This is a genomic window from Pseudoalteromonas sp. 120-MNA-CIBAN-0494, assembly GCF_040308885.1.
Taxonomy (GTDB): Bacteria; Pseudomonadota; Gammaproteobacteria; order Enterobacterales; family Alteromonadaceae; genus Pseudoalteromonas; species Pseudoalteromonas nigrifaciens.
Genome location: NZ_JBEOOE010000003.1, coordinates 158,651 through 173,389, shown reverse-complemented (window position 1 = coordinate 173,389; position 14,739 = coordinate 158,651). Strand labels below are relative to the sequence as shown.

Genomic DNA, 14,739 nt, shown 5'->3' with positions numbered 1-14,739 from the left:
ACAACATCAGTCAGCAATTGATATTGCTGCTGGTGCGTATTTAATTAATAAATTTTTGCTGACTGAATTTCATTCGCCGTTGTTAACATCTGCAAAATTATTTAATACAACTGTTTAACCTGTTTGTTAGCTTGTTTGTCGCATTTAGTTTTTATTAAAAATATTTTTGTATATATTGATGATATAAAAGCCACTTAGAGCTTTTGCACTACCCTTCACTTTTTAGCCAACTTGAAAAAAATTCACCTTTATTTTTTTAATTTCTAATACCAAACAACTACCCAGCAACTCAAAGCATTAAAAAAAGTAACACTACAAAAACAAAATTAACGCTTGGTGAGTATTTGCCATTTATTTTGTTTATTGCGGGTGATTATTTTTAACTTTTGAGCATATTATTGCTTTGTTAGTCTTCAACCCCACAGATATACCCCAATAAAAAAGCATCAAATTTACACAAGGCAACAAATGATAAATAACAAGTTAGCAACTCTACTAAGCGTAAGTATTTTAGCGGCTCCAGCTGTATCAGCAGTAGAAGTTTATAAAGACGATAAAAATGCTGTCTCTATTGGTGGTTATATTGACGTTCGTGCGATCAATACCCAAAACCAAACTGAGATAGTAAATGGTGCCTCGCGTATTAACTTTGCTTTTAAACGCCAATTAAAAAATGATTGGGAAGCACTGGCCTTAATTGAATGGGGTGTAAACCCTGTTGGTAACAGTGATATTGTTTATAATAACCGTTTTGAATCTATTCAAGATGAGTTTTTATATAACCGCTTAGGTTATGCCGGCTTATCGCATGATAAATATGGTCAAATTACCATTGGTAAACAATGGGGTTCGTGGTTCGATGTTGTTTACGCCACCAACTACAGCTATGTGTGGGATGGTAACGCAGCAGGTGTTTACACATATAATAAAGACGATGGCGCAGTAAATGGTACCGGTCGCGGTGATAAAACGCTGCAATATCGCAATACTTACAACGACTTTGAATTTAGCGTACAAACGCAGCTAAAAAACAGTGAGTTTTACACTTGTGATGTAAGCAATATTACAGAAGCACAGTGCCAAACAAAATGGGAAGCTGGCGATGCGACAGCACAAAAAGTAGAGTTTAATTACACTTTTGGTGGCGCAGTAACTTATAACGTAACCAATATGCTTACGTTAACTGCCGGCATTAACCGCGGGGAGTTTGACTTACACTTTGGCGATGGCACAACTCGCTCAGTAGAAGATATAATTTATGGCGCTGGTATTATTTGGGGTAACATTAACGCACCAGGTTTATACGCTGCCGCTAACATTAATAAAAACGAAAACCATGATACCGACAATCTGGGTCGCTTAATTAAAGAAGCAGTTGGTATAGAAACATTTGTATCTTACCGTTTCGATAATGACTTTAGACCATTTATTGCATACAACCTTTTTGATGCTGGCGACGATTACGTAATTCAACCTAACTTTAACGCCGACCCTAACGATGTATTTAAGCGTCAATTTGCCGTTATTGGTGTTCATTACTTACTTGACGACAATACCCAGCTTTACATAGAAGCACGTAAAGATTTTGGTGACTTTGAAAGTGCTAATAAAGAACAACAAGCACTTATGGAACAATCGGAAGATGACGGCATCGCAATTGGTTTTAGGTATATACTTTAAAGCCTAACATAGCTTTATAAAGGCCTTGTTATAGAGCATAACAAGGCCTTTTTTATTGATTTTAAGTTTATAGTATCACTCAGCCATGCTGCTTTGAATGTCTATTTTGGCGCTTAAAACTATATTTACAAATGTTGTACTTACGTCATTTTTTAAATTGAATTTGTAGTGGACTTTGCGTACTTACATTCTCTAGCGTTATAAAATGACATCCTCACTGTAAAATTTCTTGTGCACAATACAGTCCTATCACCCCACTCCTAAACATTACAATCTCGGTTACTAATGTTTGCATATGCCTAGGTTTGCTAACACTATTTGGCGAAAACCCGACTTGTTTACTTTCACATTTATGGCCTTGATTAACAAGAGCAACTAGCTTATCTGGATAGACCGTATGGCTAATAAATTCATTGCTAATTGTGCTTCTTAGTAATGGCCTTGAAAACGCTATATCAATTTGCTCTGTAGCTGTCATTTCAAATAACGTTACGTGCACTTGCATATAGTAGGTTTTATAAGTGCGGACCAAAGCCACCATAAAGGTTAAACACGCCGAACTCAAATATGCAATTTAAGTGAACCGGATAAGTCTCATGAACTCATGATATTGTAATTTGAGATAAATATCAGCGCTTAGCATTTACTACTGCCCTGCTACTTTATAAATTTAACTCCTTTGCTAAGGTATTGCTCCCCCATGATAAGTATGATGTGTTCTTTATTGTGTTTACTTATAAATAATTACAGTAATTACGGAGGTAACGTTTAGATTTAAACCGGCTATTGTAGCACGTTAACTCTATAATAATTTATACCAAAGTGAACTGTTATCACTATTTTGTACACTACACTTTGGCGTAAATCCTAGCTTTATTAGCAAAGCGTGTGAACGTTGGTTGTGTGTACTCACCTCAGCATACAAATGTTTTAATTGTAATGCAGGCATTACTGCCATAAAACCTAAAAGCACTTCTTGCATAATTCCTTGTTGCCAAAAATCTGGGTGTAGCTCAAAACCTATAAAAGCAGTTTGCTTGTCTGTATTTATTTTGTACAAACCAATTGAGCCTAACAATTGGCCATTGCTGTTATGCTCAATTGCTAAGCGCAATACACCCCCTTCGTAATAGCCGCTAATATCGTTTTGTATTAATTGCTTTACCTGTTGCTGGCTAAGCGGTGTTTGGTAATCGTTATATTGAGACACTAAAGGATGATTTAAAATGCCAAACAAAGCTGCGCCATGTTTGTGAGTTATTAAACGCAACGTAACTCGCGGTAGTGTTATTGTTTTAAACATGCAATTACCAAAATTATAAATTTTTGAGCTACCTACTACTTAAATTCAATATTTGTAGTAGGTAGCTATTAAGCAATAAATAGCACTTTATATAACAGTATTATTAACTTACCATACTGCATTAACAAGCAATATATTGAGAGTAATTAGCCATGAGTGACGATTTTAAAGTAATACAGCCCACTACCACGGTTTATTGCCCTGAGCGCGGCGAAGGTTGGACCCTAACGGGGATTACTAATATTAACGAGTTCACTTCGGTGATGTTTGACGGCACGCGCTACACCCTTCCCGCTCGCGAAATTATAGAGCAGTTATTGCCAAACCAATTAGCAAGAGAGCAGCAAAATAAATAACGACTTTTTAGCTTACATAAATAACCAAAAGGCTGCTTTGATAAAAAGCAACCTTTTGGTTTTAAATTAAATCTGCGAGATTATAAAAGTTAAAATGCATCATCTTCACTGTATACATTAACACCAAGCTCAGCATCAGCATCTTCAAAAACTTTAAAAATAATTGGCTTACAACACACCTGGCAGTCTTCAATATACTGTTGGTCTAAATCTGCAGCATCTAGTAAAACGTCAATTGTTTCGCCGCAATAAGGGCAGCCAATCGATTTTTCGGTTAATTGATTCATTTACACACCAACCATTATAAATAAAGTTATTTTAGTTAAAATGCAGCTATTAGACAACATATCCTAAGTATTACACTGTTCTAATTTTTATAGCATTTACGCGAGTAAATATTATCGCTTATAACCAGGCTACTGGTTTATTTTAATGCGCTTAAATAAGGCAATAAACTCTAACTTGAGAGTTAGATAAACAAACTAGAACCTGTAGAATGAACAAATACATGTTTGCTATAATAATAACAATGCAGATTATTAATTGAGCATGCTCACAATAAAAATGAGCGCACTCAATTACTATTTACTTAATTTAGTAAGTAGCGAATAGTCAATAAGCATTTTCAAGCTTAAAATAGGGTACTCAATTGTTTTTAATGCAGTTTTATAAACACTTATTTTGCACTTACAAACATTACTTAATAAAACTAGTAGAGAGCAATACACAAATATAATGGATAAAAAACAGAGAACACGTAATAAAATTTTAGCATCTGCTTGGGAGTTATTTTTATTACAAGGTTACGAGCATACCTCAACCCGAGAAATTGCAACAGCTGCTGGTGTGGCTGTGGGCACTGTATTTAGTCATTTCGAAAATAAAATAGACTTATTAATTGCCGGAATGCAGCAACAAATTACCGCTATAATTAATCAAGCTCGCGCATCCGATAAACAACATTCTCCTAGATTAAAGCTGCGTCATTATGCACATCCCCTGTATTATTTTTATTGTGAAAACAGTGAATTTAGTAAAATACTTATCAGTAATGTTATTTGGCAAGCAACCTTTTTTAGTGAGCAAGTAAGCCTGTTTAAACAGTTATTATTTCAGCAGCAAACTCAAATTGATGACGTAAAAGCAAGCGTAATGATTGACTGCTACTTTATGACTTTAATTAGCGGGTTAAACGAGCAATCTCCCAATGCCGATGCTATGTTAAGGCAACTTACCCAAAAAATAGCCTTGCTATAAACAGAGCACTATATAATTACTGGTAACTAAAACGTAGCATCGCTATGCGTTAAGCCCCGCCCTTTACTTATGATAAAGAAAACATAAAGATTAGCGCTATTGCTAAACTATACTCACCCACAACAAAGCACGATGTGTTCTTTTTGCTCATAACTTTGTCCATTAAAGCTAATAGCATTCAGTATAAATAAAATAAGCTCTGAATAAGGAGTTTAATACACTAGCCATTTCTTATTAAACTCCTATTCTGCACTTTAATAAGTACAGGTAATATTATACACCCCCAAACAACCACTGTATATAAATACAGTTACCTGCAATATTGTAACCCAGCTAAGTAAACCGGCACCATTTAAAGTTAAAATTTTATATATAACAACCTATTATAAAACTGAATTTATACATAAAGTTTATTATATAAAAACAAACACTGTACGCACACAGTCAACGCCATTTGTGCTAAATATCTTACTTCCCTACTTTTTAAATACATACCCCCACCAGCGGTATTGGCAGTTAACATTTTATAAGCTTGTGTACTAAGCACCTACCCGCTATCTTTTTGCTAATGCCTAGTTGTGATCCACCGGCAATAAGCATTTTATTAGTTTTACTGTTCTTAAAATTAGCTAACAAGCTTTGCGTTAGTCTCAAAAATAGGGTTTAGGCTTTAAAGTGGGTTTTATTAAAGCGGCCTCATTCACTAAAGCGCGTTGCGGCTTACAAATAAAAATGAAATACGTTTTACTAATAGCGGGTCTAGTAACTATACCAATATATTTATTTATACATTCATCAAACAGATGCGAGATTTTATGAAAAGAATATTAGCCTTAGCGTTAACATCATCCGTTATATTTTATGCCTCGCTCGCCCATGCAAACAAAACCGAAAAAGCCGTTTTAGCCGGAGGTTGCTTTTGGTGTATGGAAAGTGATTTTGAAAAGCTAGCAGGTGTAACCGATGTAATATCGGGTTTTACGGGAGGTAAACTTAAAAACCCAACTTATAACGGCAATCATCGTGGTCATTATGAAGCTGTAGAAATTACTTACGATCCTGCAATAGTTAGCTATAAAGCTATACTCGAGCATTACTGGGTAAACATTGATCCCTTTGATGCTAAAGGCCAATTTTGCGATAAAGGGCCAAGTTACTTAAGCGCTATTTTTGTAGCTAACGAGCAAGAGCGCAAATTAGCAGTGCAATCTAAACAAGCAGTGAGCAAACAGTTCCCAAATAAAACCGTGGTTACCCCTATACTAAACACCAGTACTTTTTACCCAATTAAAGGCGATGAAAGTTACCATCAAGATTATTATAAAAACAATCCTATTCGCTACAATACCTATCGCTGGCGTTGTGGGCGCGACAACCGCCTAGAAGAAATTTGGGGCGATAAAGCAAGCCACTAAAGTACCCACAATAAAATACCTTACTCAATACTAGATTAACTAACAGGCTGCTTATATTAACCAGCCTGTTATACGTTTTTAAAATACGTGTAAGGTATTAAAACTTAAACGAGGCAGAAAATCTAACACTACGAGGCGTGCCTGGTTGCACCCAAGCGTCTGAAAATGAGCTGATATAATAAGTTTCATTAAATAAGTTATCTAGCTCCCCTGTTAGCGTTATTGAGTCTGATACGGCGTAACGCATAAATGCCCGAGCAGTTATATAACTTGGCAGTGTAAAGTCGGTACCAAAAAAGCCATTTCGATCTCCCACATAAAGTAAACCACCACCCAATTTTAGTGTTTTTCCATTCACTTCTGTCGACTTTACCAACTGTAAACTCAATTGATGCTGAGGAATATTTAACAGCGAGCTGCCTGCAGCTATATTTAGGCCAAAGTTGCTATCGTAAAATGAATTTTTGGTTGTTGCATCAACATAAGCATAAGACGCCCACAGGTTTAAGTTATTCGTTAGTTGACCATTTATATCAATTTCAAACCCTTTACTTTGCGCCTCCCCAATAGCGGCACTGGTAAATGCTGTTGGATCGTCTACTACCAACATATTTTGTTGCTCAACTTTAAATAAGGCTAAGGTGCCCACCAGCGCACCGTTATTTAAACTAACCTTAACGCCTACTTCCTTTGAAGTTGTTTGGTTTGGTTTAAAGCCGTTTCCCTGGGCGTCGGTACCCGAAAGCGGACGAAAGTTTTCACCATAAGCCGCATAAGCCGATATAAAGTCAGACACCGCATACACAGCCCCTAATTGCGGACTAATACGCGATTCTGTTTGTTTATACCCTGTATTAGTTAAACGATTATTAAGTGTTTGCTTAAAATCGTCTAAACGCGCGCCAAGACGTATATCTAGCTTATTGGTTAAACTTATTTGATCTTGTATAAATACGCCCAATGATTGCTGAATTTCAATACGATCAGTATGAGTGGTGGGTGCAGGTAGCGCATAAGCACCATACTCTGGGTTATATACATTAATATATTGATCGCCCTTTACCTGTAGTAAAAACTGATCGTTTTCAAATTTATCGGTATCAGCCCCTATAGTTAAACGATGCTCAAACCCTGCAAAATTAATATCGCCAGTAACTTCGCCGCGTAAAACCTTATAGTTTGCACTGTAATCTCGATAACGCCTAAAGCGATTAACCTCATCATTCACTACACCTGCAAAACCAGTTTCAGTGGCAAAACCGGTTAACTTAGTATCACGGTAATTAGCAGCAATTAATACACTCCAGTCGTCATTAATATCATGCTTAAGTTCAAGCTGATGGCCAATTACTTGTGCTGTAATAGGGCCATCACCCGGCTCACCTAAAAATCGGTTTGCAGGAATAACCCCAAGCTCACCATTTATTGCTAACACTCCTCTATCAAAAGGTATTGTTTGCTTACTGTATTCAAGTTCGTAAATCAGTTCACTATTGTCGTTAATATACCAAGCTACTGATGGGCTAACGCCTTGTTTGGTTTTTTTAATGGTGTCTCTAAAGCTATTTGAATCTTCATAAAAACCGATCAGTCTAATTGCAACATCATCAGAAACCCCAGTGGTGTAATCTATATCAGCCCTATAGGTATCCTCACTTGCAACAGCAAGTTTTAGTTCGCCTGCGGTATCAAATGCTGGCCGTTTAGTTATTAAGTTAACCACTCCGCCAGGTTCTCCCCGACCAAATAACGCAGCACGCGGCCCTTTTAGCACCTCAACCGAGGCAATACTTGACAGATCTCGCGTACCACCCAAGCCCCAGCCTATATTAAAGCCATTAACTAAGTAGTTACTCGAGAGGTTTTCATCTCCTGTAAAACCACGTAAAGCAAAATTATTTAACAGGCCACCAAAGTTATTTTGCCTAGCAACCGAAGCAGATAGATCCAATGCTTGGTTTAAATCCCATGCGCCAGCATTTTCAAGCGTTGCTAAATCGATTGTTTGCTCAGCTTGTGGTGTTTCTAAAGGCGTAAAGTTACTGCTGTATACATGGCGCGAGCCTATCACTGCAACCCTCTCTATAGCTGTATTAGCCTGATTAAATAGCGGTGGTTGCTCAAAGGCTGAGCTTGTTTGGCTGGTAAATAAGAAAACTAAACAAGCAGATAAATAAGTAAGCTTACGCTCTTTAAAATTGGTGTTCATTGTTAACCTTGTTAATTACATAACTAAAATTGAATTGCAGCCTAAAGCAGTAACTAGTGCTTAGTACTTATAGGCTGTTTGCAAAGCTTGGCATGTGAGGTAATGCCGCTTTTGTTGGATTACGTTTAAAGCATTGACGTTTATAAACGTGCTGTAGCTTATAAACTGGTTATACAAATTTACGGCCATAGCCGTGTGATTAGAATTAATTAACTTACAAAATGACATGCCTAGCGTGATCATCACCAGCGGCGTGTAATTAATACTAAATACCCAGGTACGTGCTCATATAAGCATTCGTGCGGTACGTATGATTTAAGGTGTAGCCGTAGGCTAAAATAAATTCGGTGTGTTTGGTTAAGTGCTGTTGCTGCAAAGCGGCTTTATATTAAAGATAATACTGGGCGCCGTTTTTCGATAAAAGTCCAAAAAATTCAATAGATTAAATTGGCTTGTTCACCCTTGCTATTATCCATACTATATTGAGTAAACTAAAGCTGGCAGTCTTATACCATAAACGGTGTTTATTGCAATATTGGCATAAAACTATTTATTAAAAATGGGACATATTAAAAATGGGACAGGCACATATTTCCCGGTTTATTTAACCTCAAAATTCGTCATCGTTATTTACTAATTCCCCCACACTTCTACGCTCTATTAGTTTACATAATTTAAGTTATTAGTAGATATGTGTTTAGTAGGGATATCAGGCAGGTAAAGTTAGTTTCAAAGGCGGTTTGTTAAAGTTGTTGTTAAGTTATCGCTGAAGGTGTGGCGCTCACCCTGCACCTTTGTACCATTTAACATCGTTATTCGCGGCTTGCTGCTTTAATCGTTGTTTACTCCCTGCAAAGTTTGAATATTTATGCCTAAATCGTTGAATCGATTCAAGCCATTGTGCTTCTTCTATATTCAGAGTAACTAGCACTTTAGGAATTGCTTTATTTATATATCCTTTTTTGTTTGGAGAAATTTGACGACCACTCCAATCTACTAATTCTAGGTAATCTAGTAACGCAAAAGGTATAGTGTGTTTTATGTTGTTAGCGCAAAATGGCTTTAGCTGACTTGGTTGACTTTGATCTTGAACACTATCTTTTTGCTTTGAGGGGTTATTTGTTTGAACCGTATTTTTAGTAAAGGCTGTCAATTGCGCTATACGTTCTTGAATAGAAGTAAAATCACTGTCTTCTAACGTACCGGCCATGTTTGCTCTAATAGGATTTAAATCGACATAGGCCATGCAACTAAGCAATGCGGTTTCATCTAATAATGCTTGTGATTTATAGCGCCCTTCCCAGTACTTACCTGTGCAGCTATCTTCCTTATTTGCTTCACGGGCAATGTATTCATTTAGGTTTTTCATATACCAGCTTATGTCGTAAAGTCTTTCTCGCCATTTAGCTATAATTTCATTAACGCAAACTAAACTCGCATTATCTAACTGCTCGCCTTTTAAGTAACTATCCACCAAAGCGTGGCCATTATAAAGCCTATACCAGCGTTCAATTACTTCACTATTTGCCCAATCTAGTGCCTGCTTTCTATTAACATTTACAACTAAGTGATAGTGATTGCTCATAATTGCGTAAGCTGCAATCTCTATGGCAAACACACTACTTAACAACTTTATACGCTCTACTAGCCACTCTCTGCGGTGATCAAAGTTTTTGCCTGTGTATTTATCATCACCACACAAAAAAGCTCGCCTAACGCATCTAGCTATTAAGTGATAATAAGATGTTGATGCCAAATCAATGAGATTTTTTCTTGCGCGTGTCATAAAATACAAAACCAATAACCACTGGATATAATAACAGTAGTAGCTAATGTGAGTTTTGCAAATACTTTGTGCCTGTCCTTTTAAATCTTTTAAATCTCTTTAAAGCAAAAACATAAAATGATTAACAAAGTTATATATCAACTCAACGCCTGCAGCTTTAGTTTATTTTAAAATTATGTTTTGATGAATTAAAGTCAACCTTTATCCTTTTGCTCTTTTAATATCATTTAGAACAAAGTGGATACAAGCAAAAAAATAATAAGAGAACACAATGACACAATTTAATAACAATAGCGTAGTAATATTAAGCGCAGTACGCACTGCTATCGGTGGCTTTGGTGGCAGCCTTAAAAACTTCACTCCCGCTCAGTTAGGCACTATGTGCGCCAAAGAAGCATTAGCCAGAGCAAATATTTCACCAAAGCAAGTTGGTTCATGTGTGGTAGGTAAAGTGATACATAACGGTCCTAAAGACGCGTATTTGTCGCGAGTAATTGGGCTAAATGCAGGGTTACCAATTAGCAGTCACGCGGTAACACTCAACCGCTTGTGTGGTTCGGGTTTAGAAGCCATTATACAAGCAGCACAACAAATTCAATTAGGTGATGTAAACGCAGCTTTAGCAGGCGGAGCAGAAAGCATGAGTAGCTCAGGCTATACTCTAGCAAGTAATCGTTGGGGCCAAAAAATGGGTGATAGTACAGTAGTTGATGAGCTAACTACCACATTACAAGACCCATGGGACAACACCCCTATGGGCGTTACCGCTGAAAACATTGCAGAAAAATATAGCATTAGCCGCAAGCAACAAGACGCTTACGCAGCACAAAGCCATCATAAAGCGGCTAAAGCCATTACCGCAGGCTATTTTAAACAGCAAATAATGCCCATCGAAATTAAATCTCGTAACGGTAATCAAATTTTTGATACTGACGAGCATGTTCGTGCTGACACAACGGTCGAAAAACTCGCCACCTTAAAACCCTACTTTAAACAAAATGGTACAGTCACCGCAGCTACCTCATCAGGTATTAATGATGGCGCAGCCATGTTAGTGCTTATGTCGGAGCAAAAGGCCAATGAGCAAGGCTTAAAACCACTCGGTCGCCTAGTCGGTTATGCCAGAGCAGGTGTTGAGCCTTCATTAATGGGCACAGGGCCTATTCCTGCTGTGCAACAGGTGTTTGACAAAACTGGATTAACTATTGATGACATGGACGTAATAGAATCAAACGAAGCCTTTGCCGCACAGGCATTATGCGTAGGCAATGAGTTAAACTTTCCTGAGCATAGAGTAAATCCCAATGGCGGAGCTATAGCACTTGGCCACCCTGTTGGCGCAACCGGTGCTATTTTATCGACCAAATGCCTGTACGAACTGAAACGCATTAACGGTAAATACGGCTTGGTCACTATGTGTATTGGTGGCGGACAAGGTATAGCTGCTATTTTTGAAGCGCTTTAGTTATAAAAGATTTTAAAAGAAATAGCGGCTTGAAGTGAGCCGCTTTAATTTAGTAAAAATAAAGTTTTGATTGGTAAGGGGCAATATTTAACCTATTAATTATTTTATGCCTGTCCCTTTATTTTCTACTAGTTAAAATGAGTTTATTAGCAAATAGCCTGGGGTATAGAATCATTCATATTCCTAACCCACCTAGGAAAATGGCTTAGAAAATATCAGGGTTTAATTTATGGCACTGTTAATTATTTTATGCCTGTCCCTTTATTTCTGTTACCTTTATTTCTGCTTTGTGACCATCTGGAAGACTGCTGTTGCGATGCTTTAATCCAAGTCATTATTTGGACTGATGCCAAACAGTCGTTTATATTCTCGGCTAAACTGGCTAGGGCTTTCATATCCTACTTGCAGGGCAATGTATGATATTTGCGCGTCATTGATTTTAATCAGCCGTCGCGCCTCCATTAATCGTAAGTTTTTTTGATACTGTAGCGGACTCAACTGAGTAATTTTCTTAAAGTGTTGGTGAAACCCTGAAACACTCATACCGCAGCGGCTTGCCAAGTCTGCAATAACCAAAGGTTCATCTAGATGTGCTTTCAGCCAATCGACTGCTTGAGCAATACGATGAATATGGCTGCCATTCGTTACCAGTTGGCGCAGCTTATCGCCTTGTTTTCCTGATAGTAATCGATAATAAATTTCTTGCTGTATTAAAGGAGATAGAAATTCAATATCATTTGGATAATTAAGTAACTCTATCAATCGATCAAACGATGGCATGATAGAGTCATCTAATTGCCATTTGATTCCAAAATAACCCTCGTCTATATGTTTTTTAGGTGGTATTTTAGCCAGAACGTCGCGAATCATTAGCAAATTTAATTTCATAGATAATACAACAACAGGATTGTCTAACGAAGCCTGTTTAATATGTATGTTCAATGGAGCGTCTACTGGACAAAACATCAGGTTAGTATTGTCAAACTTTACACAATCTGTTCCTAAGTAAACCTCGCGCTCGCCTTGTAAAACAATACATATACTAGGCTCTAGGACATAACCGATTATTTTTTCTGGCCTGTCGGCACAATGAAATACTAAGTCTGGAATATCTGATTCGATGGTTTGGTTCTTAGGGATTAATCTAAGTAGTTGCTCAATGTTTGTTTTCTGCATCATATTTTACTTATTTTTAGAACCTGATTGACAGTACAAATTTTTATAGGATTAGGCAACACATTTGTAGGACTATTATAACGAATTATTAAGCTGTCCCTTATAATGATCGCATCACAAAATGAAAGTATTACACAGCTTAGGCAATAGCAGCCTGTGATCAGTTTGGCCATACAAGTCTTGTCGATGGTTCACTAAGTTTTTGATTTGGTGTTCTTTCAAGAACCAGATAAAAAGGGTTTTAATCCAGAACAGCTGTTTGTGATGGGTTATGCAGCGCGTTTCGATAGCGCGCCCTGAACATGGCAGCACAACAGTTAAAATTACCAATTACAGCTTCAACATCTGCTCAAGTCGGTCTTGGTATGAAAGCCGATAATAGCTATAACTTAATATATATAGATCTGTCTGTTGAAGTATCACGTATTAACAATGTGCAATCACAAAATCTCATCTAACCTGTCCTTACTCTAATGCAACATTTAGTATTGATGTACGCTTACATGTTGCAGTTGTATAAATAATAGTTGTACTCAGTGAGTCACTATAAATGAACTTTTAATCCAAGGAATATTTATGAGCGAATATAAAGTAACCAATCCAGCAACTGGCAAAGTTGAAGCCAGCTACCCTACTGCAAATGAACAAGATATTCAGCAAGCCATCACAAAAGCTGATGATGCCTATAAAGAATGGCGTAACATCTCTCTTAGCGAGCGCAGCGCACTTCTGCACAAAATTGCAGATATCTATATTGAGCGTCAAGATGAGCTGGCAAACATGATCGCTGTAGAAATGGGCAAGCCTGTAGCCCAAGGTAAAGGAGAGCTCGCTCTAGTCGCTGAAATATATCGCTATTATGCAGACAACGCAGAACAGCTATTAGCACATAACCAAATCAATGTAGCCGAAGGCTCAGCTTTTGTAGAGAAACTGCCAGTAGGCGCATTGTTAGGAATTATGCCGTGGAACTATCCGCATTATCAAGTAGCACGCTTTGCAGCACCTAACTTTATGGCAGGCAATACAATTATTTTAAAGCATGCCCCACAGTGCCCTAAAACGGCAGAAGTAATTGTCGAAATTCTTAAAGATGCCGGTTTACCAGATGGCGTATATAACAATGTATTTGCTACCAATGATCAAGCCGCAACTATCATCGAAGACAGCAGAATACAAGGCATCTCATTAACAGGTTCTGAGCGTGCAGGACAAGCAGTTGCTAAAATAGCAGGCGGCGCCCTTAAAAAGGTCGTTTTAGAGCTTGGGGGTTCAGATGCCTTTATCGTTGCAGCAGATGCTGATATTGAGCAAGCAGTAGCAGATGCCATCACCGGCCGCTTTGGCAATACAGGACAAGCTTGTAACGCCGCTAAGCGCCTAATTGTCGTTGAAGCCGTTTATGATAAGTTTGTACAAGGCTTTGCCGATGCGGTTCGTGAGATGACGTTGTCTGATCCATTAGATCAAACAACCTTTATCGGACCGATGTCCTCAAAAAGCGCTGCAGTCAATTTACAAAAGCAGTTAGATGAAGCAATAAAAGCTGGTGCCACCGTTCTAATTGAAGGCGGCATTGTCAAAGACAAGCCAGGCGCTTGGTTTGCTCCAGCAGTACTTACCAATGTCGATAACTCAATGGCTGTTTATAGCGAAGAACTATTTGGTCCTGTTGCTGTTATTTATAAAGCTCGTGATATCGCTGATGCGATCAAAATTGCCAACGATGTTCCATTTGGTCTTGGTGCGTCAATCCAGACTAAAGACTCAGAATTGGCAGCTGAGATTGCTGATCAGTTAGAAGTCGGCATGGTGACCATAAACGCACCTTCTGGTACTGAAGCCAACACCCCTTTTGGCGGTGTTAAGCGCTCAGGCTTCGGTCGTGAACTTGGTACCCTTGGTATTACTGAATTCTTAAACTACAAATTGATTCGTAATAAAACCAGTGCATAGATTTAAAGTTTAATTCTTATAAATAAATAACAAAAAGCCTAGCGTTAACATGCTAGGCTTTTTTGTTGCTCACTGACCCGTCCTGAAATAACTTTACAAACAAGGAGCTTATAAATAGACTTATCCATCTAAGAGC

General features: G+C 37.8%; 13 protein-coding genes. 7 read left to right on the top strand and 6 right to left on the bottom strand.

Features of this window, described 5'->3' with window-relative positions:
• The first annotated feature begins 468 nt into the window (after positions 1 to 468).
• A complete protein-coding gene (locus tag AAEY55_RS04020; protein ID WP_197107951.1) occupies positions 469 to 1,680 on the top strand; it encodes a porin in 1,212 nt (403 codons plus the stop codon).
• A gap of 214 nt (positions 1,681 to 1,894) precedes the next feature.
• On the opposite strand, the gene AAEY55_RS04015 is transcribed toward AAEY55_RS04020, so the two are convergent.
• Both AAEY55_RS04015 and AAEY55_RS04010 read right to left on the bottom strand, forming a co-directional pair.
• Complete coding sequence (locus tag AAEY55_RS04015) at positions 1,895 to 2,221, bottom strand: hypothetical protein (protein ID WP_350550137.1); 327 nt, start codon at positions 2,219 to 2,221, stop codon at positions 1,895 to 1,897.
• A gap of 261 nt (positions 2,222 to 2,482) precedes the next feature.
• Positions 2,483 to 2,983, bottom strand: coding sequence for a GNAT family N-acetyltransferase (locus tag AAEY55_RS04010; protein WP_350550134.1), 501 nt, complete (start codon positions 2,981 to 2,983; stop codon positions 2,483 to 2,485).
• A 152-nt stretch (positions 2,984 to 3,135) separates the two neighbouring features.
• Between AAEY55_RS04010 and AAEY55_RS04005 the strand changes: the two genes are divergently transcribed.
• Positions 3,136 to 3,339, top strand: coding sequence for a hypothetical protein (locus tag AAEY55_RS04005; protein WP_011328256.1), 204 nt, complete (start codon positions 3,136 to 3,138; stop codon positions 3,337 to 3,339).
• Positions 3,340 to 3,428: 89 nt separating this feature from the next.
• Here the strand turns inward: AAEY55_RS04005 and AAEY55_RS04000 are convergent, their stop codons facing one another.
• Positions 3,429 to 3,626, bottom strand: coding sequence for a CPXCG motif-containing cysteine-rich protein (locus tag AAEY55_RS04000; protein WP_011328257.1), 198 nt, complete (start codon positions 3,624 to 3,626; stop codon positions 3,429 to 3,431).
• Between the two features lie 448 nt (positions 3,627 to 4,074).
• On the opposite strand from AAEY55_RS04000, the gene AAEY55_RS03995 reads away from it, so the two are divergent.
• Together AAEY55_RS03995 and msrA are read left to right on the top strand one after the other, a co-directional pair.
• Positions 4,075 to 4,596 (top strand): TetR/AcrR family transcriptional regulator, encoded by a 522-nt coding sequence (locus AAEY55_RS03995; RefSeq protein ID WP_041454430.1) that lies wholly within the window; start codon positions 4,075 to 4,077, stop codon positions 4,594 to 4,596.
• A gap of 815 nt (positions 4,597 to 5,411) precedes the next feature.
• Positions 5,412 to 6,011, top strand: coding sequence for a peptide-methionine (S)-S-oxide reductase MsrA (gene msrA, locus AAEY55_RS03990; RefSeq protein WP_041454432.1), 600 nt, complete (start codon positions 5,412 to 5,414; stop codon positions 6,009 to 6,011).
• 97 nt (positions 6,012 to 6,108) lie between these two features.
• Here msrA and AAEY55_RS03985 read toward each other — a convergent pair whose 3' ends face one another.
• Positions 6,109 to 8,220 carry a TonB-dependent siderophore receptor gene (locus tag AAEY55_RS03985; protein WP_350550131.1) on the bottom strand — a complete coding sequence of 704 codons (2,112 nt, stop codon included), beginning with the start codon at positions 8,218 to 8,220 and terminating at the stop codon, positions 6,109 to 6,111.
• Positions 8,221 to 9,001: 781 nt separating this feature from the next.
• Positions 9,002 to 9,922, bottom strand: a complete 921-nt coding sequence (locus tag AAEY55_RS03980) for a transposase (RefSeq protein ID WP_407072702.1) — start codon at positions 9,920 to 9,922, stop codon at positions 9,002 to 9,004.
• 355 nt (positions 9,923 to 10,277) lie between these two features.
• Between AAEY55_RS03980 and AAEY55_RS03975 the strand changes: the two genes are divergently transcribed.
• Complete coding sequence (locus AAEY55_RS03975; RefSeq protein ID WP_350550126.1) at positions 10,278 to 11,471, top strand: acetyl-CoA C-acyltransferase family protein; 1,194 nt, start codon at positions 10,278 to 10,280, stop codon at positions 11,469 to 11,471.
• A 321-nt stretch (positions 11,472 to 11,792) separates the two neighbouring features.
• Here the strand turns inward: AAEY55_RS03975 and AAEY55_RS03970 are convergent, their stop codons facing one another.
• The gene (locus AAEY55_RS03970; RefSeq protein ID WP_041454433.1) at positions 11,793 to 12,650 is read right to left on the bottom strand and encodes an AraC family transcriptional regulator; all 858 of its coding nucleotides are present in this window, start codon (positions 12,648 to 12,650) and stop codon (positions 11,793 to 11,795) included.
• A 299-nt stretch (positions 12,651 to 12,949) separates the two neighbouring features.
• On the opposite strand from AAEY55_RS03970, the gene AAEY55_RS03965 reads away from it, so the two are divergent.
• The gene (locus AAEY55_RS03965; protein ID WP_218910930.1) at positions 12,950 to 13,105 is read left to right on the top strand and encodes a hypothetical protein; all 156 of its coding nucleotides are present in this window, start codon (positions 12,950 to 12,952) and stop codon (positions 13,103 to 13,105) included.
• 118 nt (positions 13,106 to 13,223) lie between these two features.
• Complete coding sequence (locus AAEY55_RS03960) at positions 13,224 to 14,603, top strand: NAD-dependent succinate-semialdehyde dehydrogenase (RefSeq protein WP_011328268.1); 1,380 nt, start codon at positions 13,224 to 13,226, stop codon at positions 14,601 to 14,603.
• Positions 14,604 to 14,739: the final 136 nt, after the last annotated feature.

Coding starts and splice junctions, on each gene's coding strand:
- AAEY55_RS03965 (WP_218910930.1), top strand. CDS start 12,950: ATGGCAGCACAACAGTTAAAATTACCAATTACAGCTTCAACATCTGCT.
- AAEY55_RS03970 (WP_041454433.1), bottom strand. CDS start 12,650: ATGATGCAGAAAACAAACATTGAGCAACTACTTAGATTAATCCCTAAG.
- AAEY55_RS03985 (WP_350550131.1), bottom strand. CDS start 8,220: ATGAACACCAATTTTAAAGAGCGTAAGCTTACTTATTTATCTGCTTGT.
- AAEY55_RS04010 (WP_350550134.1), bottom strand. CDS start 2,983: ATGTTTAAAACAATAACACTACCGCGAGTTACGTTGCGTTTAATAACT.
- msrA (WP_041454432.1), top strand. CDS start 5,412: ATGAAAAGAATATTAGCCTTAGCGTTAACATCATCCGTTATATTTTAT.
- AAEY55_RS03975 (WP_350550126.1), top strand. CDS start 10,278: ATGACACAATTTAATAACAATAGCGTAGTAATATTAAGCGCAGTACGC.
- AAEY55_RS04020 (WP_197107951.1), top strand. CDS start 469: ATGATAAATAACAAGTTAGCAACTCTACTAAGCGTAAGTATTTTAGCG.
- AAEY55_RS04000 (WP_011328257.1), bottom strand. CDS start 3,626: ATGAATCAATTAACCGAAAAATCGATTGGCTGCCCTTATTGCGGCGAA.
- AAEY55_RS03960 (WP_011328268.1), top strand. CDS start 13,224: ATGAGCGAATATAAAGTAACCAATCCAGCAACTGGCAAAGTTGAAGCC.
- AAEY55_RS03995 (WP_041454430.1), top strand. CDS start 4,075: ATGGATAAAAAACAGAGAACACGTAATAAAATTTTAGCATCTGCTTGG.
- AAEY55_RS04005 (WP_011328256.1), top strand. CDS start 3,136: ATGAGTGACGATTTTAAAGTAATACAGCCCACTACCACGGTTTATTGC.
- AAEY55_RS04015 (WP_350550137.1), bottom strand. CDS start 2,221: ATGGTGGCTTTGGTCCGCACTTATAAAACCTACTATATGCAAGTGCAC.